At 58.7% G+C, this 23,258-nt stretch carries 16 protein-coding genes and 2 pseudogenes; 2 read left to right on the top strand and 16 right to left on the bottom strand.

Features of this window, described 5'->3' with window-relative positions; all coding sequences use genetic code 11:
- Positions 1 to 80: 80 nt before the first annotated feature.
- From BDOA9_RS34990 to BDOA9_RS34985, 3 genes are all read right to left on the bottom strand, one after another.
- On the bottom strand, positions 81 to 296 hold the full coding sequence (locus tag BDOA9_RS34990; RefSeq protein WP_042337027.1) for a hypothetical protein: 216 nt from the start codon (positions 294 to 296) through the stop codon (positions 81 to 83).
- Positions 297 to 724: 428 nt separating this feature from the next.
- Positions 725 to 1,114: a hypothetical protein gene (locus BDOA9_RS40280; protein WP_445291836.1), complete on the bottom strand. Its 390-nt coding sequence runs from the start codon at positions 1,112 to 1,114 to the stop codon at positions 725 to 727.
- 391 nt (positions 1,115 to 1,505) lie between these two features.
- Positions 1,506 to 2,534 (bottom strand): IS110 family transposase, encoded by a 1,029-nt coding sequence (locus tag BDOA9_RS34985; RefSeq protein WP_025038585.1) that lies wholly within the window; start codon positions 2,532 to 2,534, stop codon positions 1,506 to 1,508.
- Positions 2,535 to 2,720: 186 nt separating this feature from the next.
- Between BDOA9_RS34985 and BDOA9_RS40275 the strand changes: the two are divergent.
- A pseudogene (locus BDOA9_RS40275) lies at positions 2,721 to 3,730 on the top strand (IS110 family transposase); the annotation flags it as partial.
- Between the two features lie 1,342 nt (positions 3,731 to 5,072).
- Here the strand turns inward: BDOA9_RS40275 and BDOA9_RS40085 are convergent.
- The 12 genes and pseudogenes from BDOA9_RS40085 to BDOA9_RS40265 form a co-directional block, all read right to left on the bottom strand.
- Positions 5,073 to 7,406, bottom strand: coding sequence for a Ulp1 family isopeptidase (locus BDOA9_RS40085; RefSeq protein WP_025038583.1), 2,334 nt, complete (start codon positions 7,404 to 7,406; stop codon positions 5,073 to 5,075).
- Positions 7,407 to 8,339: 933 nt separating this feature from the next.
- Positions 8,340 to 9,299, bottom strand: a complete 960-nt coding sequence (gene fcl, locus BDOA9_RS34970) for a GDP-L-fucose synthase (RefSeq protein WP_025038582.1) — start codon at positions 9,297 to 9,299, stop codon at positions 8,340 to 8,342.
- The gene (gmd, locus tag BDOA9_RS34965) at positions 9,280 to 10,350 is read right to left on the bottom strand and encodes a GDP-mannose 4,6-dehydratase (RefSeq protein ID WP_025038581.1); all 1,071 of its coding nucleotides are present in this window, start codon (positions 10,348 to 10,350) and stop codon (positions 9,280 to 9,282) included. The genes fcl and gmd overlap by 20 nt, the downstream gene beginning before the upstream one ends.
- Before the next feature lie 378 nt (positions 10,351 to 10,728).
- Positions 10,729 to 11,778, bottom strand: a complete 1,050-nt coding sequence (locus tag BDOA9_RS34960) for a nodulation protein NodZ (protein ID WP_275507675.1) — start codon at positions 11,776 to 11,778, stop codon at positions 10,729 to 10,731.
- Between the two features lie 166 nt (positions 11,779 to 11,944).
- Complete coding sequence (locus tag BDOA9_RS34955) at positions 11,945 to 13,984, bottom strand: carbamoyltransferase family protein (protein ID WP_025038579.1); 2,040 nt, start codon at positions 13,982 to 13,984, stop codon at positions 11,945 to 11,947.
- A gap of 407 nt (positions 13,985 to 14,391) precedes the next feature.
- Entirely contained in the window at positions 14,392 to 15,306 is a 915-nt protein-coding gene (gene nodI, locus BDOA9_RS34950) for a nodulation factor ABC transporter ATP-binding protein NodI (protein WP_025038578.1), read from the bottom strand.
- 8 nt (positions 15,307 to 15,314) lie between these two features.
- The gene (nodU, locus tag BDOA9_RS34945; protein ID WP_025038577.1) at positions 15,315 to 17,027 is read right to left on the bottom strand and encodes a nodulation protein NodU; all 1,713 of its coding nucleotides are present in this window, start codon (positions 17,025 to 17,027) and stop codon (positions 15,315 to 15,317) included.
- A 29-nt stretch (positions 17,028 to 17,056) separates the two neighbouring features.
- Positions 17,057 to 17,674: an SAM-dependent methyltransferase gene (locus tag BDOA9_RS34940; protein ID WP_025038576.1), complete on the bottom strand. Its 618-nt coding sequence runs from the start codon at positions 17,672 to 17,674 to the stop codon at positions 17,057 to 17,059.
- Positions 17,675 to 17,691: 17 nt separating this feature from the next.
- Positions 17,692 to 19,053, bottom strand: a complete 1,362-nt coding sequence (gene nodC / locus BDOA9_RS34935) for a chitooligosaccharide synthase NodC (protein WP_025038575.1) — start codon at positions 19,051 to 19,053, stop codon at positions 17,692 to 17,694.
- 8 nt (positions 19,054 to 19,061) lie between these two features.
- Positions 19,062 to 19,721 (bottom strand): chitooligosaccharide deacetylase NodB, encoded by a 660-nt coding sequence (gene nodB, locus BDOA9_RS37300; protein WP_082847987.1) that lies wholly within the window; start codon positions 19,719 to 19,721, stop codon positions 19,062 to 19,064.
- A gap of 76 nt (positions 19,722 to 19,797) precedes the next feature.
- A complete protein-coding gene (locus BDOA9_RS40270; protein ID WP_152033739.1) occupies positions 19,798 to 19,974 on the bottom strand; it encodes a hypothetical protein in 177 nt (58 codons plus the stop codon).
- Between the two features lie 35 nt (positions 19,975 to 20,009).
- A pseudogene (locus BDOA9_RS40265) lies at positions 20,010 to 20,300 on the bottom strand (hypothetical protein); the annotation flags it as partial.
- Positions 20,301 to 21,062: 762 nt separating this feature from the next.
- Between BDOA9_RS40265 and BDOA9_RS34930 the strand changes: the two are divergent.
- Positions 21,063 to 22,004, top strand: coding sequence for a LysR family transcriptional regulator (locus BDOA9_RS34930; protein ID WP_025038574.1), 942 nt, complete (start codon positions 21,063 to 21,065; stop codon positions 22,002 to 22,004).
- 188 nt (positions 22,005 to 22,192) lie between these two features.
- Here BDOA9_RS34930 and BDOA9_RS37295 read toward each other — a convergent pair whose 3' ends face one another.
- The gene (locus tag BDOA9_RS37295) at positions 22,193 to 22,609 is read right to left on the bottom strand and encodes a MerR family transcriptional regulator (protein WP_082847986.1); all 417 of its coding nucleotides are present in this window, start codon (positions 22,607 to 22,609) and stop codon (positions 22,193 to 22,195) included.
- Positions 22,610 to 23,258: the final 649 nt, after the last annotated feature.

The raw sequence follows: 23,258 nt of genomic DNA, 5'->3' as shown, positions 1-23,258 counted from the left end.
CGAGCAAGGTCATCCGATTGCTTGAACTGATCGGCGTGATTAATTGGACGAAGGCGAGCGCCGGGCAGAGTCCGCCGGAGCTAAGCCCCAAAATCGCTCAGCAGCGGCGTGCTTCTGTGTTGGCGGGCCGGTAGCCGCGCCGCGGCACTCAACCATTGGATTTCGCCCTCGATCTCGAACAGCTGGTCAACCCGACGAGCCGCTTCCAGCTCAACGGCGTGATCGCGTTCGTTCACTGTCCGCAGGGAGCCTTCTTGGAGGATGTCGGCCAGTTCGAAGCACGCTTTCGCGTCCATGTGCCCAACACAGGGCGGGGGTTGCCGCCAACGCTTTTCGTCCAAGATTGCAACCATCCCCACCCGGGCTTCGAAGAGAGCGTTAAACCCGCAATAGGAGTTGCCCCGGCGAAGATGCTTCGGGATGCTCGCCGTGTGGATGACGAACAGCGCCCGCAGCGGATCTCGTCGCCAATTGTCGATCGGGGGCTCAAATATTGCAGACCGCTACAGACACTGAGGCATTCTGCCCGAACATTACCATGAGACGCTTCGCGACGTCCGGAAAGGACCATGCCCCCGGCGTAGACATCAACTAGCGTTCGATCGAATGCCTAACCGGCAGAGCATATCAGCCGCGCGCACGCCGTCTTTGCAACCCCAACCAGCTACGAGCGCGCGGGCGCGACCACCGCGTCTTGGGCGAGCTCAGAAATGTAAGCTGGCTATTAAACGAAAGCAAAGGGCCGAACGACACCTACATTTACTTCAGAAGCGCATTCAAGCGCGTACGTTCCTGTCCAAGTGTCGCAGTGCTTAGGTGCTATATTGAGCACGTCTGCGCGGCTGGTGCAATGCGTGGCGCGGCTCCGAGTCATTCTGCCACAAGTATCCGGTGACTTGTCGACGCCGTGCTTGCTCCGGGCGTGCCAACCTCCAAGCCAGCCCCTCGAATCAGACGGCGAGCATCGCCGGCGACATACGCATCGCGGCGTCGGCAATCGTTGGCTAACGAACATGCAGCGTTCGATGCGCTTATGCACCAACACCAGACCCGTTCGATCCCGGACCAAAATCGTAAGTCGGTCCTCTCGTTTCGACCGGTAAATGTGTTTCATCTTGCGCCAAGCACGTTCTACAACAAGCCTGTCATTCGGCCCTTTAATTGCGGCTTGTTGTCAAGCTTACATTTCTGAACTCGCCGATGGCACGGTGGTAGCGCCCGCGCCGTCGAAGCTGGTCGGGGTTGCGGAGACGGCGCGGGCGCGGTTGATACCTGCTCTACTGGCCAGGCATTGGATCGTACGGGCTGGTTGATGTCTTCGCTGGGGTCATGGTCCTTTCCGAGGTCGCGCAGCGCCTCATGATGATGTCCGGGTCTGACGCCTCAACGTCTGCAGCGGAGTACGGTCAAGCCGTCACCAGCCGAATGAACGAGGTCGCCACAACACCGTCCCAGCGGGACATCGCCAGTCCGGCGGACCGGACTAGGAACGCTACAAAATCGGATCAGGCTTCCTTCGCCAGGCCCCAGTCGAACGATGTGCCGTCGACCCAGATGCAGTGCAGAACAACGGCGATCTTGCGCGCGATGGCGACCTTCGCCTTCCTCATGCCAATCCTCTTCGCGAGCTTCATTCCCCAAGCCTTGAGGGAGGACCATTTCTTCGTTCGATAAAGCAGGACGGTCGCGGCCTCGAACAGGTAAGTTCGGAGAAGACGGTCGCCCCATCGTGATATTTTGCCATTGATGTCAGTTTCGCCAGATTGGTTGCGCCGAGGTGTAAGACCCAGATAGGCGCCAATGCTCGATGCCGATCGGAAGCGCGATGGGTCGTCGATCGTATGGCGGAAGGTCAATGCGGTCACCACGCCAACACCAGGAACCGTCATCAGGCGGCGCGTCGTCTCATCTGACTTTGCCAACTGGCGGACTTCGTTGTCGAAGTTGCTTTGCTGCTTGCAGATCTGTTCATGGATCGACAGAAGCGGCGCGATCACACCGAGGAGCTGATGATCTTTGCCCAATAGCTCGCAGACCCGATTGCGAAACTGCAGTCCGATCGCGCGTGGCAACAGCAAACCGCATTCTTTGATGAGGCTGCGGACCTGGTCCTCGATATTTCGACGCATGGCCACGAGCCGAGATCTCCCGACGAGTATCGCGCGGATCTTCAGACTTTCCTCGCTCTTGACCTTGACTTCTCGATACCAACCAACCCGCACCAATTCGGCAAGGCCCCGAGCATCATTCTGATCGCTCTTGTTCATGCGCACGGACAAAGCCGCGTGGGCATGCCGCGCGTCGATGCAGACCACCGAAAGATCAACTCTACGAAGCTCATGCCAAAGCCAGCTCGCCATCGCGCCGGTCTCAAATCCGATGCGCTCCGCCTGTGGCGCCCGCTTGCGAAGCAGTGCCGTAAGCGCCCCCGGGTCGGACTTGGCCTTTCCCTCGAACAAGACCTGACCTACTTCGTCGACCACACATACCGACGTTTCTTTTTGCGAGACATCCAGCCCAACATATTGCTTCATGGCCCATCCGATTCGTGAGATTGCGGGAAGGCTTGAAGATAGCGGAGCTTTCGAGCCGCGGGCACCGACCGCAATTACGTCATCGTCTGCAAATCTGCAAAGGATGACGTAATTGCGGTCGGCGCTCGTGGCGGACAAACTCCGTTGTCGTGAGCTCTCGCAATCAAATGATTCGAAGGAGCTCCCATGAAGCAGTACATCGGTCTGGACGTCTCACAGAGAGAAACCGCTGTGTGCTTGTCAACGAGACTAGTGAAATAATCTTCGAAGGAAAAGCCAAGTCTAATCCTGGTGCCTTGACTTACCTGCTTGGCAAACATGCGCCTCATGCCGAGCGTATCGGCGTCGAGACCGGTTCGCTGGCGAGTTGGCTATGGCATGAACTCCGCAGGTTGAGCTGCCGTTGGTCTGCATCGACGCTCGGCATGCGCACGCAGCCTTGTCGGTCCGTAGAGCGATCAGAATGATGCGCGAGGCTTTGCCGGACTGGTGCGGGTTGGATGGTATCGAGAGGTCAAAGTCAAAATTGAGGAAAGCCAGAAGATCCGAGCGATACTTGTCGCCAGATCTTGGCTAGTGGCCATGCGCCGAGACATCGAGAACCAGGTATGCAGCTTGATCAAGGAATGTGGATTGATAATCCCTCGCGCGATCGGCTAACAGTTCCGCACCAGGTCAGCGAAGTCTTGGGCCTCGATCATTTGCTTCTCAGCGTGATATCGCCGCTGCTCGCGATCCATGAGAACGTTTGTCAACAACAAGGTAAGTTTGACAACGAGGTCCGCCGGTTGAAAAAACTGGACGAGACGACGCGTCGCCTGATTACGATCCCGGGGGTTAGCGTCGTGACGGCCCAACGTTCCGCCACGCGATCGATGCCCCCTCGCGCTTTCAATCGGCTTCGATGGGTGTCGGCTACCGAGCCTTACGCCGAGGCGCAGCCAATCCGGCGAAACCGACACAACCGGAAAGATATCTCGATGGGCGACCGGCCTCTCCGAACTGACTTGTTCGAGGCCGCCACTGTCCTTCTTTGTGGAACCAAAAATTGGTCGTCGCTAAAAGCCTGGGGAATGAAGCTCGCCAAGCGGATCGGCATGAAGAAGGCAAAGGTCGCCATTGCCCGAAAGATCGTCGTGAGTCTCCACTGTAGCTGGGTTGATGGCACATCGTTCGACTGGGGCGAGCCGAAGCCAATCTGGTACTTACTCGCAAGTTCTCGGTCCGGTCCGCCGGACTGGCGATGTCGCGGCTGGGACGGTGGTCGTGGTGACCGCGGTCAATCGGCTAGTGGCGGTTCGCCCGCACTCCGCTGCAAACGTTGAGGCGCCCGATCCGGATATCATCATGCGGCGCTCGCGACCTCGGAAAGGGCCAGGACCTCAGCTACGACATCAACCCAACCCGCTGAAGCCGCCAACGACGTCAATTGCCAAGCCCGCTAGACAATCGTCTCGCCATCCGCGATCGCTCCGTCTCCGCAACCGGACCAGCTCCGACGGAGCAATCGCTACCGGCGTGTCACTGGAGAGAGGAAGAATGGTTGCTTGACAACAAACCGCAATTAAAGGGCCGGATTGACAATCCGCCGAGCAATCTCGCCGCTCGGTAGCCCAGCCGCCTTCATCCTCATCACATCGCGCACACGGCGCATCGCAAGCCTCTCCGTCGGCATCCGGGGTCCCCCTTTGCAAAGCCGAAAGGTTGACTCTATAGGAGCCAGAACAGGTCCTGTCACCCGGGCGACATCATCTCGGAACGGGTGGGCGACTTCAAATCGGAATGGTGGGCGAGATCATCTCGGAATCCTGGACAACATCATACCCGCCCAGCGATCATCGGTTCCTCTTCCACTGTCGCCGCCGCGATCTTGTAAAGGCGATCTGGCCGGTATGCTGCAGAGCATAAAGGATGTGAACAACCGAATTTGACGTGCGGATTCCGATCGCTGTGTAGTCTTTCGCGAGCCGCACTCGCACGTTGGCCGGAATCAGGTTCATCGGCGCACCAGGGGATCGAACTCGGCGCAGCGCGTCTTTGTCCGTAACCATCGACCCCGATGCAGTGTCCAAAAGATCAATCTCGATGATACCTCGACTCTTCCGTCGAGGCGCTGGCAGCGTCGCCAATGGTCGCCTTTGCCACATCCCGCGTCGGGACAGACAGCCCAATCTTGACCGGCACTAACGGGGCTATACTCGTCTCACCGCGCTTGCGAAGCTCTTTGCGTCACCTGAATAGCTGGCCATATGAAGGGCGGCTTGGCGAGCGCCCCGGAAACAGTGACTCCGGGCTCGAGCGATGACGCAACTAGCCGTTCCTGCTCATCCTGCGACGACCGACGCCGCCGCTCGACCGATCTGATCACCTCTGCCCGCGAAATTGTCATAGCGCTTCCCCTAGGATTGATTACCCCAGGACCTGCAGCGCTCGCGTCCATCAAATAACATGGCCCTCGCGGGAGCGATACACATGGTGCGCTTGCTCGCGACCGGCGCTCCGTCGGGAAGGCCGGCGAAATCGTAGAGATCGCCACGCCTACCGGGAGGGCGCGTCCCGATCCAGCCGGTCCCGGAGTGCCTGCCGATTAGCGGCGAGGTAGTCGAGGTGCAGCGGCTCGTGCTGTGGCCGCTCCCCTTGAGCCAATCGTCGAACCAGCTCCCGCGTGCTGTCGACTACGAACACGCCGCAATCATAACGGTTCTGCTGCTGCGCCATGCCAGCTCGCTGCAGAGTAACAACGCCCAACCGTTCTGCGAGGTGTTCTGCAGGCCCGTCATTGTGTCCCCGGGCTGAGTCGTAATGATAGGCGACCGGCTCGCCTCGCGTGCGGCGATCCACGAGCAGCAGCGACCAATGGGTGCCGCGGCGATTAGGATCGGTCGCACTGGCATCGTTCACTGGCACAAATAGGAAGTCGACTACATCATTATCGTCCTGATCATAGACTATGCGCTGCAATGCGCGGAGCGCGTCGCTCTCGGCGCCCCAGCTCAACTGAAACGCTATGAGAGGATCCACGAACCGCGTTCGGGCGGCGAGAGCCGGATCACTCCCTTGCAACGCCTGCTCCAGCAGCTGGTAATCCCGCAGGATATGCTCGTCGCCCAGCCATTCCGTGTCGTCGAGTACCAGCCCGCGCTGCGGGAACGAGGCTGTCGGCCCCAACGCCCCGATCTGGGCATGGGAAGGTATGCGCGGAAGCACCGACGGATATTTCGCGTGATCATGCAGCTCCTGCGCTGTGGACGGCGGGCGCGCGCCGGGCTTCGGAATGTTTTCCGATCGAGAGCCGAGACGAACGGCGGCGCCTGGCGGATGGACTGGGGCGCGCTGCCCAGTTAGCCGCGCGGGTACCAATAGCGCCGTGTAGCGGTCAGTGTTGATCACGAACCTGGTCGATCGGTTGTCCTCGCTCGGCAGGACGCTGCTCTTGCCCAGCACAGCAGGATAGTCGCGCCCGCTGTCCTGCATTGTGGGCTGCCCCTCCCATTGCGATGGATCCAATTCGTGGAGGGGAGCCCGCATCAGCACGCGATCGCCTGCATTGAAGTTCTTTGGATTGCCGCAGGCTGGCGGCTGGGCGGTTTGATCATTCAGCAGGCGGCGAACCTTCGCTGGAGGGAACTCCACTGGATTCAACGTGAATCCCTCTGGCTCGATGGACAAAGGCGGCTGAGCTGGTTGGTCATCCGGCTGCCCCTGAATCTCCTCGCGAAGCTCGTGTTCCAGTCGCAGAAGCTGCGGATCATCAGCCATGATCGCAGGCTCGTCGGATTGCTCATCCAGCAGCTGCAGTAGCTCCTTTGAATTGAGAGCCTTCGTTGGTTGGGCGGGCTGATCATCCAGCAGTCGCCGAACGTTCGCTGCAGGGAACTCCGCTGGATTCAACATGAATCCCTCTGGCTCGATGGATAAAGGCAGCTGAGCTGGCCCCTGAATCTCCTCGCGAAGCGCGTGTTCCAGTCGCAGAAGTGCTGGATCATCAGCCATGATCGCCGGATCGTCGGATTGATCATCCAACAGCTCCCGGAACTCCTCTGAATTGAGAGCCATCATTGGTGAGGAAGCCCGCTTGCCCGCCTGCCGTAAGACCTGCGATCCGGAAGCGCTCTCCGCCGACGGTCCCACACCACGCGCTTCACGATACTCACGAAGCGCCATCAGCGCAGAAGTCCTCCGCCGAGAGACCTTCCCGGATGCCCCGGCAAAAATAGACAGCTGAGCGTCACCACTTCCAGCAAGCGTACCGGCTTGATATAATCGCAGCTCATTCGACAATTTGCAAAGAGTTCCAGCGTGGTGCGCAGCGACTTGCCTACTCCAGCCCTTGTGCTTAGCGCCATGCTTTATGAGGGCCTCGATCAGCGGTTCATCAGCCGCAGATGGCGTGTAATGTTGATGCTTGTGAACAGATGAAGCGCCGGCAAGAGGATCACGATGATCGTTCAGTACCGCCAACGCGGAACGCATGTGTTTATCGCTGTTGAAGAACCTTTCCTTGTGGTCAATCAAGGAACGGTCATCAGTCCCCTCAAGCGCTTGGCCGCGCTTTCCTAGATCATTTGCCAACCTATAGAGAGCGCGGGCATATCTTTGGGCCGTGATCGTTTTGAGTTTGCGGCGCTCAACACGGGCCTGGATCGCCGCTTGAATGAGATTTCGGTCGCCGCCACACACGTGAGGATAGAGGTGATCCCATTCCGACGGAATCCACTCGGAGGCAATTGCAAGGCTGACTGCGCGAGCCTCGTTGATGTGCTGCTCAAAGGCGTCTGTGCCCGCCTGCCCTGCTTGCTGCTCTTCTGAGACGGCGCGCTGTACCTGCGGCCAAGCTGATACCTTGGATAGGTCAAAATTGTGCGGGTCCACGCTAGCCTCACGTCGATAGATGAACTGTGCAAAACCTACTCGGTCAAACTTACGAGATGCTGACCGAGCCGGTCGCTCGTGAAGCAGTGCTGAAGTGCCCCCCGGGAGCAGGACCAGTGACAGCGCCGTCTTAGTTGGAAGTCTCGCCGCGCCTAATTTTCTGATTTCAGCCGCCAGGGCCTCTGTCTGCGTCTGTTTGTTGAGGTTGGGGGCATGTGGGCAGCGCCTCTTCGGCGTTCTCAACCATGTCCACAGCCTTTGCTGTAGCGCCGGCGCACCAGACCGCCATAGGGGTGCGATAGCCGTGTGCCTGGTGCGGGCGCAATCCAGTCGGCGAGGCCCGCTTGCAGCTCTTTGCCGTCGGCATAGAGTTTGAGACAGATGTCCTCGTGCTATAGGCTGCGCCACAGCCGTTCCATGAACACGTTGTCCATCCAGCGGCCGCGACCCTCCATCGAGATCCGAATGCTAACGCGGCACCAAACTGGAACGGTGTAGTTCCTGCTGCATAGCGCTGATTCTTCTCCAATCAAAAGCGCCAGACATCCCCAAAACTGCATCAAGAACGAGTCGGAGCGCCAGTCGAACGCCGATTGACACCATCGAGCCGCGAAAGGCGTCGGTTCGCCAGTTCGATCTAAGAAACAAAGACGGATCAACACGTCAACGGCGACAAGTATCGAGCAACTGCGGGGAGCACGAGGATAGGGCGAAGATCAGAAGCTTACTGGGAGAAATCCTCACATGAACGCGGCGCACGATGTAAGTGTAACCCCGTCTGGAGCGCACCGACAAAGGAGGCGATCGGGATCAGAAGCCGACAGCGGATCACGGCCCGCGAGGTGCGCTGTAGAGTGAACGTACGCAATGTCTTGGGGGCCGGTTCTACGTCTCGCACTTCCTGCGGCCAACCCGTGCTCGCGGTTAAGATTGTTACGGCCCCTCAAGAAGGAGAGGTGCCGCCTGATATGCCTGGTAAGCCCGCTTCAAGCCGTCGCGCAGCGATGTCGTCGCGCGCCAGCCCAGCTTGTCGAGCCTCGTGGCATCGAGCAGCTTGCGCGGCGTGCCGTCGGGACGCGAGGTGTCGAAACGGATCTCGCCGCGATAGCCGACGATCTCGGCGACCACGCGCGCGAACTCGGCAATGGCGATGTCCTCGCCGGTGCCGATGTTGATCAGCTCGCTGCCGGAGTAGGTCTTCATCAGGTGGACGCAGGCATCGGCCATGTCGTCGACATAGAGGAACTCGCGCCGCGGCGTGCCGGTGCCCCAGACCGCGACGGTCCTGGCGCCCGCCAGCTTCGCCTCATGGAAGCGCCGGATCAGCGCCGCGACCACATGGCTCAATTCAGGATGATAATTGTCGCCGGGACCGTAGAGATTGGTCGGCATCACGCTGATGAAGTCGCTGCCATATTGGCTACGATAGGCGTCCGCCATCTTGATGCCGGCGATCTTGGCGATGGCATAAGGCTCGTTGGTCGGCTCCAGCGGACCTGTGAGCACGGCATCCTCGCGCAGCGGCTGCGGCGCCAGCTTCGGATAGATGCAGGACGAGCCGAGGAACATCAGCTTCTCGGCCCGGTTCAGATGCGCGGCGTGGATGACGTTCGCGGCGATCGCGATGTTGTCGTAGATGAACTCGGCACGCAGCGTGTTGTTGGCGACGATACCGCCGACCTTGGCCGCGGCGAGGAACACCACCTGCGGCCGCACCTTGCCGAACCAGTCGAACACCGCGGCCTGGTTGCAGAGATCGACCTCGCGCCGGTCGACGGTGAGGAGATTCACATCCTCCCGCGCCAGCCGGCGCACAAGCGCGCTGCCGACCATGCCGCGATGGCCGGCGACGTAGACGCTTTTGCCCTTCAGCTCAAACGGTGCGCTTGCCATTCGCCATGTCCCGCTTGGCCTCGGCCAGATCGCTCGTCATCATCTCCTCGACGAGCTGGGCGAAGCTCCGCTTCGGCTTCCAGCCGAGCACCTTTTGCGCCTTGCTGGCATCACCGATCAGGAGGTCGACCTCGGTCGGACGGAAATAGGTCGGATCGATCTTCACGACCGTCTTGCCGCTAACGGCATCGATGCCGGTCTCCTCGACGCCTTTGCCGCGCCATTCGATGCGGCGGCCGAGATGGGCAAAGGACCGCTCGACCATCTCGCGCACCGAGCGCGTCTCGCCGGTGGCGAGCACGAAATCGTCCGCCTTGTCGGCCTGCAGGATCAGGTGCATGCCCTCGACGTAATCCCTGGCATGGCCCCAGTCGCGCTTGGCCTCGAGATTGCCGAGATGGAGCGTCTCCTCCAGCCCGACCTCGATCCGCGCCACGCCGCGCGTGATCTTGCGGGTGACGAAGGTCTCGCCGCGGATCGGGCTCTCATGATTGAACAGGATGCCGTTGGAGGCGAACATGCCGTAAGCTTCGCGGTAGTTCACCGTAATCCAGTAGGCGTAGAGTTTTGCCACGCCGTAAGGCGAGCGCGGATAGAACGGCGTCGTCTCCTTCTGCGGAATCTCCTGCACCAGGCCATAGAGCTCGGAGGTTGAGGCCTGGTAGAACCGCGTCTCCTTCTCCATGCCCAGGATGCGGATCGCTTCCAGAAGGCGTAGCACGCCGATGCCGTCCGCATTGGCGGTGTATTCAGGGCTCTCGAAGCTGACGGCGACGTGGCTCTGGGCAGCGAGATTATAGATCTCGGTGGGGTGGATCTGCTGCACCAGGCGGATCAGGTTGGTCGAGTCGGTCATGTCGCCATAGTGCATCTGGAACGGCACGTTGCCGACATGCGGATCCTGGTAGAGATGATCGACGCGCGCGGTGTTGAAGGAGGATGAGCGCCGCTTGATGCCGTGAACGACGTAACCGAGCGACAGCAGATGTTCAGCGAGGTAGGCGCCGTCCTGGCCGGTCACGCCGGTAATGAGAGCGACCGGTTTAGCCATGTTCGCAAAGTGTCCAAAGAGCCCTGACCGCGCGGCCGGCGTGCCGCTCTGGCCGAAACGGACCGTGATGTGACGTATCGTGCGCCGGGCGTGAATCCGCGACGGGGCTCGACCGTCCATTTTCAGAAGAGCATGGGCGTACGGGACACGGGCGGGTCACACCTGAGGGTAGTTTAGTGGTTAGCAACAGCTGTGCGGCGAAGGAGAAACCAACTGTGAAGTGCGTTTGGGGTTGAAGTGGCGTTCTCGGAAATAAAGTATTGAACCGCGAATTGACCCGCGCTCCTTGTGTCGTGAGCATCATGATATCCAGAAACCTTTCGACCAGCATGCCCCCGGGCTTTGGCTACCGTGGAAGGGTCTTCTTGAGTGTTCCCCCTAGGCCGATATGCCCTCATAGACCCCGCTCGCGTTAGGCCAAAGTGGCGGGCGGTCAGCGGAGGACCTCTCGGCCAAGATCAAACGAATTGGATTGTCCAACATAAACTCGATCACGTGAGGCACGACTAGGCTGGCGTAGCGGGAGAAAGCGCTTGTCGGTGGAAATCGGATAACCGTATGGCAACAAGCCAGGAGGTACATCTCCACGAGCGCCGAGAATCCACCCTCAACGCCAAGATTCGCAGTGTGTAGCGGGCCGGCATCGTCTCCTTGGAAGCGTTTGGGAATGGTGAAGAGCTCGGGATAGCGACCTGAAAGGTGGTCTGAAACCATTGGACTGTCCGTGCATAGGAAGAGCTTTGTCGGTCTTGCATGAGGCAGCGCCTTTGCGCGTTCGATTGCAGCGTATATCTGCTCCAACGCAAGTCCAGGGCGATCCCAGTATGGCTTATGACCCATAATGTCTTCACCGTTGCCGTGCCGAACGTGAATGCCGATTACGTCGTACCCTTCAAACGTCCGATGGTACACATCCTTGATCCGGCGCCTGATTTCCACGCGTGGTGTGATGCTGCGGAATATCGCGAGTTCGGACTCCTGATCGCACCCCCACATCAAACAGGCATCACAGACGATGGTATTTGCTTGGACATCCTCCGACGTCACGAATAGCCTGCGCAGCTCGTCACGCTCCCCAAAAATGTGGTCGTCAGATCGATAAACGCCGTCAATTGCGGGCCTATTCCACCAATGTGGAAAAAAAGGGCCGGGAAAGCGGAGTTGATTGATCATATCGTCGCAAATGACGGGTACGCCCGCAATGTTGTCGACGGGTTCAAAGAACACGCTGAAGGCGTTCGTAAAGGGGGCAGAGAGATAGCACGATCCGCGCCAGTCGACGACTAGAGTGCGTCCTGTTCGCTTGGCGTACTGCCAAGCCGAGGCAAGCGACCACAGGCAATCCCCAAAGCCCGTGCGTCGTCGAGAAATCACAAAGCGCCCACAATCAACAACCATCTGGAGTCCTTGTTCTTCTATTGGAAACATTATGCCCCCGGCACAAAATGACAACAAAGGAAGCAGTTGCGTTGGGTGGCATTGGTCCACAGTGCTTTAGCTGTGCAGGTGTCAGTCTGCCGAGCTGCTACTCCGCCAGGAAAGGCCAGAGAAGGACTGGGCGACGGTCACGACCTTGCAACACCTAAGTCAACCTCTATCCCATAGGTTGCGTCTGATCGCGCAGCGGAGCCCCGAGGGCGGTGACGGCTGGGCGCAGGCAGATGCGGCGTTGTTCCCACAACGTCCTAAGCTCGAGGATGAGAGCCTCGCGACGCTCGCAACTGACGGAAGCAAGAAGTGCGCCGAGGGAGGCATCTCCTTTGAGGCCCACGAGCAGCTCGAATAGCTCGGGTGAGATACGCAAAGCGTCTCCATCAGAGAAGGTGGTGCGAGCCTCGTGGACGATCTCTTGTGAATCAGCCGCGACGTGGTCGGGTGTACGGTAAAGGGTTGTGTAAGCAGGTAAGGAAACGCAAAGCGCGTCCCAGTCCCCGGCCGTCGCGACCCGCTTCGTAATGAGAAGCGAGCCGATCACGAGAGCATCAAGGTCTGTCGTCAGGAACGCGACGACTGCGTCGGTGGCGGACTGCACAATTGGTTCGACGTTGTTGTTGAAAGACGTATTGAGAAGGACAGGGATCCCCGTCCGCTTCTTGAACTCATCAATCAGAGCCCAGTACTTCGGGTTCATTCTACGCGATACCGTCTGAAGCCGTGCCGTACCATCGACGTGGGTAACGGCGCCAAGCAGATCCCGCTTGGACTCACGAACGCGAACGACGAAATTCATGAACGGAAACGAGTTGGCGGCCTTAGGAAGGTCGAAAAACTCAGCGGCGTGTTCCTCTAATACGGAGGGCGCGAAAGGCCGGTAGCCCTCGCGCTTTTTTACGATGGCATTTATGCGCTCCTTGTTCTTTGCCGGTCGAGGGTCAGCAACAATACTGCGGTTGCCGAGTGCGCGTGGTCCGAATTCGGAGCGGTCTTGTACCCAGCCAATGACCGCCCCGTTGGCGAGCCACTCAGCTACGATGCTTGGCACGTTCTCGCTTCTTTGCACGTCTATATGCCCGCTCCATGCAGTGAGTTCATGCTCAACAGCGTCGTCATCCCCAACTTCGGGGCCCCAGTAGACATGCTGAAGGCGCTCCCGCGGTGCGGGGAGCCCTAGCGCTTCGGAAACCATAAGCGCCGCGCCGAGTGCGCATCCAGCATCATGCGCTGCGGGCTGCACGAAGATGTCATCAAAGAGACCCGAATAGAGTAGCTTGCCCGTCATGGTGCAGTTGTGAGCGACCCCCCCAGCTACGCAGAGCCTCTTCATGCCGGTCGTCTCCCGATGATACCTGAGAACATGAAAAACAATATGCTCCAAGGCCTCCTGCAAGGCCGCGCTCACATCTTGATGCTCCTGGGTGAACGGCATTCCCTTGCGGCGAACCTGTATGCTTCGGTTTAGTGCCGGAGCAATGCGGTCCAAATGTAGGTTGTACCCCCCGCTTTCCGTTAGCTCATAGAACTGCTGGAACAATCCGCGGAAACGGGACGGGTCGCCGTATGGAGCGAGGCCCATAACTTTATACTCGTCGAACAAGCCATAACCGAGGCACTGGATCGCCTCTAAATAGAACAACCCCAAAGATGCGCGCTCAGGGAACGTCTCGAGCTGAGTAAGACCACTTTCCGATCCAATCGCCAGCATTCCGGAGAGAAAGTCGCCGCCGCCGTCGATCGCAAGGACGAGACTCTGATCATACCCAGACATAGCAAAAGCGCTCGCGGCATGCGCGTTATGATGGCTTACGAATGATAAACGTGACGGCTCAATCTGAGTGCCAAATTCTTGCGATAGCATCAGCTGTAGCAGCTTCCTGGCGTCGAGCGGTATACCGCTATGCGGATCCGAGCCAAACAAAAGCCGGAGCATCGCGTTGCAATAGGATTCAGTTGCATAGAACGCGATGCGATCGATGTCGTTCAAACTAGCTCCCGCAGCCGCCAGGCAATGGCGGATGGCTTGGCCGGGAAACTTGTTCGAGTGCTTAATCCGGTTGAGGCGTTCTTCTTCGACAGCGGCTAATACACGCCCGTCGCGCACGAGGACGGCAGCGCCATCATGTAAGAACGTGTGCGAGAGTACAGGGCGATATTCATGAACGCGATCCAATCCCCCGCTCAATCCAAGACACAGCATTTCAGCCTCCATCCGATTAGGACAAATTCGTGAATTGTTAGCGCGTTACCAAGGTCACTAAACGTCACGGTGCGCGCATATTGGTCGGTGAGCTCGGGATGTGGGAATATGGCGTCCTGCATTGAGCGGCTGTGGATCGGAACCTGCGTGCCGGAAACGGTCCGTTCGAGGCGTTAGGCGGTCATAGCGTTGGGTGCCGCCATGCTGCCTACCAGGAATTCGACGTTCTATGCGCCGTTTACAGCCCCTACAAAGGCCGCGCTCAAGGCCCACACCCAAGCTGTTGATAGCCGCCAAACTGCTAAGAAGCGAAGTGGGTGCGAGCCTGCTGCATGCCGGATAGTTGCGGCGCCAGACATGGATCCAACTGACGGCATCAGATGGTTTGCCGGCTTCGGATACTGTCGTCATATTTCGATTCCTCGTCCGGTGAGCCGTAGGAAGACATCTTCGAGGTTGGGTGGTCGCTCGAGAAGGCGCAGACCGGTGCATCCACCAAGCCGAAGCCGTATTTTCGCTAGATCCGGCGCATAGCAGAACACTGTCTCTCCCCTCACCTCAATCCGTTGGGTGTGAGGCTTTAGCATAATGCTGAGCTCGACCGGATCTCCGCCGTAGATCTCGAGCACATCGCAGCCAATGTGAGAGGCGATCAGGGCTCTAGGCGTATCCTCGGCGAGCTTGCGTCCAGCCTCCAATACGCAGAGGCGGTTGCATAGTCGTTCAGCTTCTTCCATGAAGTGCGTTGTCAGCAGGATAGTTTTGCCTTGAGTGAGAAGAAGACGCATGCGCTCCCAAATTAGGTGACGGGAGTGAGGATCGAGACTGGTCGTCGGCTCATCCATGATGAGCAGTTGTGGGTCGTTAAGGAGCGCGCGAGCGAGCACTAGCCTGCGTTTCATGCCCCCGGAGAGATCCCCTACCCTTGATCCAGCTCTGCCCTCGAGGCGCGCGAATTCGAGTAGCGACGGCAGGGCGGCTTCAATTTCGCGCGTTGTCAGCCCAAAGTATCGCCCAAATATGAGAAGATTTTCTCGAACGGTGAAGGCATTCTCGAGATTGTCGACTTGTGGAACGACTCCGATTCCTGCTCGGGCCAAGCGGGCTCGTGCCGGCACTTGCTCCCCCAAAACATTGATCCGGCCGGCGTCGGGCGGCACGAGGCCGAGAATCATGCGAACGATCGTGCTTTTGCCGGCTCCATTGGGCCCAAGGAGGCCAAAACACTCTCCTTTAGCGACGCTAAAGGTTAGGCCGCCGACGATCTCTCGATCGTGATAAGCTTTTCTTACGTCAGCCAATTGGATCGCCGGGGTGGGCATGTGCTGTCCTAATCGGTGACGAGAGCGGAATTGGATAACTTCAGGTCAGCGTTAGCGGATCGCTTCCAGAGAATGCCGTCGCACCAAACATGGTCAACGCCACCCCAACCACAGGCGCTGGCCACATCCGGAAAAAAGCCTCGCCCATGATGATTGGCGCTGGTATTGCAGAGGAGCGGAATGCCTGTGAGCTTCTCATACTCCACAAGCAGAGCTGCGATCGCATGCGGCGATGTTCTGGAAATTGTTTGTAATCGGGCAGATCCGTCGAGGTGTACGATAGCAGGGACTTTCGTCCGCCACTCTGGGCGAGTTTGGTGGTCGAACAGCATGTAAGGATCTGGACTGCCGGGGTCAAAGATTTCAGGGGCGCGGTCCTCGAGGCAGATAGGAGCAACGGGACGAAATCGCTCCCGGAGTTTGACGTCGTTGAGATGGTTCTTCATGCCCGAGGAGGTCGCGGCTGCAATAATGCTGCGGCCGCCGAGTGCCCTGGGTCCGAGCTCCGCGAGGCCCGAGAGGAACACCACCGGCACGTCTGTGGCGATGAGGGCTGCGAGCTCTTCGATGGTACAGGGTGACGAATCCCAATCGCCTGATGGGTGATTTCTCGTCAGCGCTGGGCCGCTATGGACTGACCACTCCAGATGAGCCAAACCGCTCGTCTCGGCCATGGCCGCGCAAGCCGTTCCAATCGCAGAGCCGCTATCATTGGGAAATGGAGGTACCCAGACTGTATCAAACAAGCCCGTTGCGCGCAGAGTACTGTTCCATTTTATGTTGAGGCCGCAGCCTCCAGCGATGCATAAATTGCGTAATCCGAGAAGTTCCGAGTGCCGTAGCAAGGCGAGACTGACTTCCTGCTCCAGCAGCCTCTCCGCGAAAACGTGGAACGATGCCAGTACATCTTCCTGGCGCTTGTCGAGGAGCCGAAGAGCGCATTCTTCGAAAAACCTGTCGGTAGCAGAAAGTAACGCCGTAGGATCATTGATACTGTCGCGGTAAGCGCGAGCAGTGTGGGAAGAGCCCGCGAAGTACATCTCATACAGCTCTTGAAAGACCGCCAGAATGGCTTCATCGGGAACGCCGAGCGCGATATAAGCCATAAGCTTACCTGCGACTCCGAGGTCCCAGCCTGCTTGGCCGGCCTGGCGATACGGCCCGAACCGGTGTCCCGCGATAGCGTAGGCCTGGCCAATGACAGGAAAAAGAGTGTCAAGGAAGCGGGCTCCAGCCGGGCCCACGTGATACAGGCGCGGAAAGATGCAGCCGTCCCATACTAAGCACAATGCGGGGGCTTGGGCTTTGGCAAAAGGACTGGTGCAGTAAGCACCAGCCACGTGCCCGGCGACGTGAGCATAGCTACGATAAGGCAAGGACGTTCCGTTGAGCACGAGGCCCGACCCGACATAGGGCGTGAGGAGACCGTTCTCGTGACGCTCGACATATGGCGCTCCCTTCAGTGTGAGTGGGACCCCCTGACTGAGCACATCAAATTGCGAGTGTGTCAGCCCATCCCAGCCGTCGATGACGAATCGATCGATATCCGCTGGTGTTAGACCGTGCTCGGCCAGCGTGAGGGTGACTGCGCTGAGGTCGGTAATGGCTTGATAGCGCGTGTTATTATCTCGCTTCTCCTGCTCGATACAGAAGAGCAGGCGGCCATCTTCCACGACGGCAACCGCCCCATCATGTGTCAGCTTAATTCCACAGATGCGCATAGTGACTCCTTGTTCCCGCAGCGAATACGCTATTCTCGCAAGCTCGCTGGAGTGCAGAAGGACGCAATTAAGCAATCTTCGTCGGCGGTGGCCCCGCGACAATGCACGCGTTCCGTTTCGATCAACGTTTCATGCAGAATATCAAGCATTGTTTCCGCCCCGGCGGGGTGAGCCCACCGTCGGCAAGCCGCGTCACACGCAGAACCAAAAACGAGCCGGCCGTCCGGCGACAGCATTCGCGTGAGCTTATCGATGACATCACGGATCTGGACGGCATCTCTCAGGTAATAGAGCACTTCAGCTGCCACGATCAGGTCGAACTGACCCGTTGAATTGAACGTGCGGACGTCGGAAACCTGCCAAGCGATGTGCGACCATTGAGCCACTCGCTGCTTTGCTCGACTGATTGCCCGCGGCAGGATATCGATGACCATAAGTTGGGCGCAATGGGGGGCGAGCTTTGCCGTGAAGGCGCCAGCGGCGCATCCGATCTCAAGTGCGTGGCCCACAGCCCCTTTCGAGAGACACAGCCGGAGCATGTGCGCGTGGCGTTGCTGCTCGAACGGGTTTCCGTCGATCTGCCACGGGTCGTTCGCCTCCAGCTCCTGCTCTAGCGAGGTCAGATTATTGTCGAATGTTTCCGCCATTTTCGTTTACTCTTATATTATAAGTCGCCTTTGCAAATGCTGTCCGAGGCGACCAGCTGAGGCGTGGAGCGGTTCAGAAGTTGGTCCACGCCGGTGGCCACCGCTGGCGTCTGCCGCGGGATGACATCCTGGGGACAAGCGCTAGGTCTGTGATTGGTTTGCGGGAGACCGCTGAGCGATGCCTTGGTCATGGTACGCGAGAGCCAATCACTGTTATCTAATGTAAACAGGGCATAAGCCTTCACCGGAAGTACCAGGAAGATGTTGATCGGGGTGTGCAACGCAAAGCCAAGAAATCGCACATCACGCGCGCGTACGGCTGCCGTGGAGCATCGGATCAGCGTTAGGGACGCGATAACGGCCGGCGTCAACCACGGCACGGCGTCGGTCGTTGCAAGCTCAGCGAGCTCAGTTATGATGGACAGGGCGAGAAGAAGCGGGCCGAGGTTTTGTCCGACAACATCCAATGTGAGGTAGCTATTAAGATGAGGCAGCAATCGCAACGCGAGCAGGGTGTCCCGGAACGTACTGCGCGCCCAGCGTAGCTGCTGACGCAGATACGGCCCAAGCCTGTCCGGGACAACTGTTGCCGCGATGGCGGTTGCCACGTATTCCGTTCGAAAACCCGCTTGGAGCATTAGTATTGTGAGGTGGCGGTCTTCACCGAAGTCACTCGGCTTGCCGCGGAAGTATTGCGTTTCATATTTATCCAGCAGCAGTTTGAGAGCGGAGCGGCGATACATCGCGCAGGGACCGCAGCAACACATAACGGCACCGAAGCTGGCCTGTGCGGCGCGTTCCTCGTTGCAAGCAAGCCAGTACTCCATGTCGATCAGCCGTGTGAGCCAGCTCTGCTCCCGATTGCTCGCGATCAGCTGACCCATTGCAGCACCAACTGCCGGATCGTACATTCTAGCCGTCAGTTTTCTGACGACGTCTGCAGCGAGAGTCGTATCCGAATCGACGTTGAGAACCAGGTCACCAGATGACTGCCGGATGGCGCAAATTTGCGCCTTTCTCTTACCGACGTTTTTTGGCAGAACGATAAAGTGAAACCGTGTATCACGCGCGTAAGCGAGGTGAACTGGTGCCAAAGCGTCGTGGTTCTGAGAGCCATCGTCAACAACATAGACGCGCATCCGTCCGGCGAAGTCCTGGGCCGCGATCGAGGCTAGGCATGCCGCGAGCGTATCCGGATGCTCATTGTAGCATGGAACGATAACGTCGACACTCGGTAACGTCTCGTGAACGACATCTTCCATCGGTCGCAAAGGAGCACGGTTCGTTACAGCATAGAGCATTTGAGCGCTCTTATAAGACGCTGAGAGGATCGTGTAGGATGAAATCGCTGCAGTGCTAGCGGTCGCAAGTAGACTCATGCTGGGGCTCAGTGAATGTGAGGAATGGGACGTATCGCAAAGCCGCGATTAAGCAGCGCCGGAATTAAGCGGCTGACAGCACTTACTGTTTGATCGCGCACACTGAGATCGCAATGCCACTTGCGTTCATCAGGTGGACAGCCGTCGTGCAATAGCACGATGGAGCTGGGTTGGATGGAGTGCAGCACCGCATTGACGATCGCATCAACGCCGGGGCGAGACCAATCGCGGGGATCTACCGACCAGTGAAGTGCGGCGAGCCCAGCTCGCGAAGCGCAGGAGAGCACGTGTTCCGTCCACAGCCCATAGGGCGCACGTATATGTCTCAGCCGCGCCTCCGGGCAAACCGACGTGATGACACGGCTCGCTTGTGCAATCTCGGAGGCGACGTTCGCCGGCTCGCATCGCGAAAGATCGGGGTGCGTCATGGTGTGGTTTGCGATCTCGTGCCCGTCAGCGATGATCCGGCGGATCAGATGTGGATGTTCTGTCGCATACCGACCGATGACGCAGAAGGTCGCAGGCACGTTATGTTGAGCTAAAACATCCAAGAGGTGCGGCGTCCAAACCGAGTCAGGCCCGTCGTCGAACGTTAGATGGACGCTCGGCAGGCCTGCGCAGTCCGTCGCATTGTTGGCTTTCGTGAAGTGTAGTCGTTTGTCTGTCACGGTTCGAGGCCGTTCCGCTCAATTGTTGTTTCCGGCGACCACTCGCCGACGCGCATGATGACGAGCAGAGACCCATCTATTCGTGTGGCAGGCAATGTGGGATAGCCGCTCGGCAACAGTGAAGGCGCGCGGATCCTTGAGTGACCGGCGCCAGCGCTGGGCGATTGAGCAGCCGTCTTGTGTGCTCTCTGAGAGCATGACGAACTGTGAAAAACCCAATTGGCGCGCCCAGGCCGCAAAGTGGCGGGTACATTGTGCGCTCATTGCGACATTACGAGACCCTCGTGGTCCAGGGCGTACTGTGGCCAGTCTGGGGGTGGCCACCAGCACGACCTTTTCAACTTTGCTAAACCGTTGCCGAGCACCCGGATGAGTCGCGACACCTCTGTCTTCGTGTCCGACGGTGCTAAGCGCTGGTCGCCCCTTAACCAAGCGTCGGTGGGTATAGAGCAGGAGGGTCTCGATTGCGCCAGCTTGTCTGTGTACCGCCGGAACGGAGCTCGACGGTTGGACGTCGTCCGATAGCTCGGCTTTGTTCTCCCCGCATGGTCGCCGTCGTGTCCCAGGACGCACCGACATGTCTCCTGCGCGTAGTCCGCGAATGAAGTGTGTCGCCACAGCGTTGTCAGGCACGGAGGCGACCGTAAGCAACCGTGACTGAACGCATTGTCTTGCGAGAGTGTCTTGGGAAATGGGGTCGCGACGCGTGGTGAGGGAGCGCGTGAAATCCAGAAGCCGAATGGCACGAGAACGACATGCGCGACTCGTCAGCGCAATATACAATGGTATATCGGCGCACTCTCGCGGCGATGGCGGCGTCGTTTGGCTTGCGAGAAGAAGCGCATCTGATGTACTACTTGCCTTAAAGATGTTTGAGCGTTGCGGCCGCGCACAGTGTGCCTCATTTGCGTGCGTCCCATTCGGGCGCATTCTGCTTTGACCAAGGCGCATTGAATGTGTGGCCCTTTGGCGGTTGCCGATGCATGACGTTGCGCCCTCGAGCCAACGTGGCGCCCGGTAGCGCGCGCAAGGGACAGGAATAGCGATGCGGAACGGACGAGGCGTATCGGCGCGATCAACTGCAGTGCGCAGGCCGCTGTCGCGAAGCATCGTCATTGCGAAAACAGGGATTCGCGATGGCTGGGACGATGTTTGAGAGTCGTGAAACGTTTGGCGCGATGTGCCATTGGCTTGCATTTCGTCGTGTTCAATATGCAGCGCCAAGGTCGTGGTCTCCAAATGGCACGTGTTGCCTATGAGCTGCAGTCCTAACCGTGGCGGTGTGCGGGCGTAAAATCGAATTGTTGGATGAGAGACATCTACACTGCGGATAAATGAACAATGCGGTATCGCGGCCTAGACCTAAATCTTCTCGTTGCACTTGATGCGCTAATAGAGAAACGCAATTTGACGGCTGCAGCGCGCAGCATCAATTTGAGCCAGCCCGCCATGAGTGCTGCGGTCGCGCGCCTGCGCGCGTATTTCAAGGATGATCTGTTTACGATGAACGGCCGTGAACTAGTCTTGACGCCCCGAGCCGAGGCGCTCGCCGCGCCGACCCGCGAGGCGTTGATGCACATTAAGCTATCAATTACGTCTTGCGAGCCCTTTACACCGCACCAATCAACGCGTCGGTTTCGGCTTTGCATTTCCGATTTCGCTGCCATCGTTCTTATTCGCAAAGTCGTAGAACGCGTCGCGCGAGAGGCGCCGGGCATTAAATTCGAGCTGGTGCCATTTGCCGATGCGTTCGAGCATCCGCTTAAGCGGGGCGAAGTGGATTTTGTCATTCTTCCGGACCCGTACACGACAGATGCCCATCCTAAGAAGACGCTATTTGATGATACGCTCGTCTGTGTCGGCTGCCGTTCGAATAAGCGATTGGCGCAGCCACTGACTTTCTCCAGCTACATGTCCATGGGGCACGTTGCTGTTAAATTGGCCCGGTCTCGCGTTCCCTCCGTAGACCAGTGGTATATGCAGGAGCATGGGGTCAAGCGGCGCGTAGAGGTCGTTGTTCCAGGGTTCAGCATGATGCCTCACATGCTTGTCGGGACGAACCGGATAGCGACGATGCCAGTAACGTTGGTGCGGCATTTTGCAAAATCGATGCCCTTGCGCATAGCGAAACTCCCTCTCCCGTTGCCGGGGTTTACGGAGACGTTGCAATGGCCTGCACTTCATAACAATGATCCTGCAAGTATGTGGATGCGTCAGGTCTTACTGGAGGAAGCTGCCAACCTCGAATCACCGCGCGATCAGCCAGGCGTGGCCGCCGAGTAGACGCCCGCTGCGATTGAGATCGTGCAGACTAGCGAGCGATGGCGGTGGAGGCATCGGATTATTGAGTGACGCTCCTGCATGGTGGCGTGGCGTGGTAGGTCGCGACAAACGTGGCGTGTGGCGGTCTCTTGGCACGTGAGGCGGACGGCTCTGAGTGACCCCGAGACCCGCCCTTGCTGCTGAGACGTTTACGTGTCGCGTTTGCGATGCGAATGGTTCAAGTGGTTAGATAGCTGCTCTAATCGGACAGTCGTGTTCCCATTTTGAGCGAGGCGGCGCAGTCGATCGCGGAGTTCAGTTGCGCGAGCGACTTCGCGCTCCGCGCGGTCCAGATGCTCGCTCAATAGGCGCTCAAGAGACAGGCGCCCATCAAGCGCGTTCCGAATCTCCTGAAGCGAAAAGCCGAGCCGGCGAAGCGTGATGATATCACAAACGCGTTTGGCGCTTTCGGCATCGTACATCCGATGGTTGCCGCACGTGCGCTGAGAAGCAGTGAGCAGTCCAATGTGCTCATAGTGGCGCAAAGTGCGTACAGTGACGCCAGTCGCATCGGCAAGTTCGCCGATGCGCCGCCATCGACGCTTTTGGAACGAAGACCTTGTCATATTCGGACGTGTACAACCTGACGTCAGGGAAGGTTCAAGCGCTTTCAGGGCTCAGTGAGAGCGCTGAGGCGTATGCGGATCGAATGGTGCGGCGTAGCAAGCGCCGCCATCGGCCGTATAGCCCTATGCTTAACGCTGCAGGCGCCTGCGTGTCAGAACGACTTGGCGGGACACAACAACCGTACAAGCGCCTCCAACAAGCGCAATTCGGCTTCCGCTGCTGAGGTGCGTTCAAGAATTAGCGTTGCGAGTGCGGCGCGGTTGTCAGGAGTTCGCATGCGCTGGGGCAGTGCAGCAACCGCCTCGTCTAGAAGACGTCCGAGCAATGAGAGGTCTTCTGGAGTGTAGATGCGGCCGGTTATTTGCAACGTGTGCCCCTCATCCTGTCTCTGAACGCGTTTCGGCGGCTCGGCTCCTTACAAAGGGTTTTGACTGCTATGAGGCAAAAAGGAGACCGACCTGGGGCGTGTAGACGTCGACTAGCGATAAACGGTGACGCTCCGTGCTATGTCCACGGAGAACCAGAGGTGCCAGAGATAGCAAGACGAATCTGATCTGCCGTGCGATGTGGCTCCGGGTCGAGCGTGTGCGGTGCGGCGTTCGGGTCTGGTCGCGACGGTTGGTGTGAACAGGTTCGTCAGGCGAAAGC

The sequence above is a fragment of the Bradyrhizobium sp. DOA9 genome (assembly GCF_000617845.2).
GTDB lineage: Bacteria > Pseudomonadota > Alphaproteobacteria > Rhizobiales > Xanthobacteraceae > Bradyrhizobium.
The sequence above is the reverse complement of the archived record's forward strand: the minus strand, read 5'-3'. Positions and strand labels throughout refer to the sequence as shown.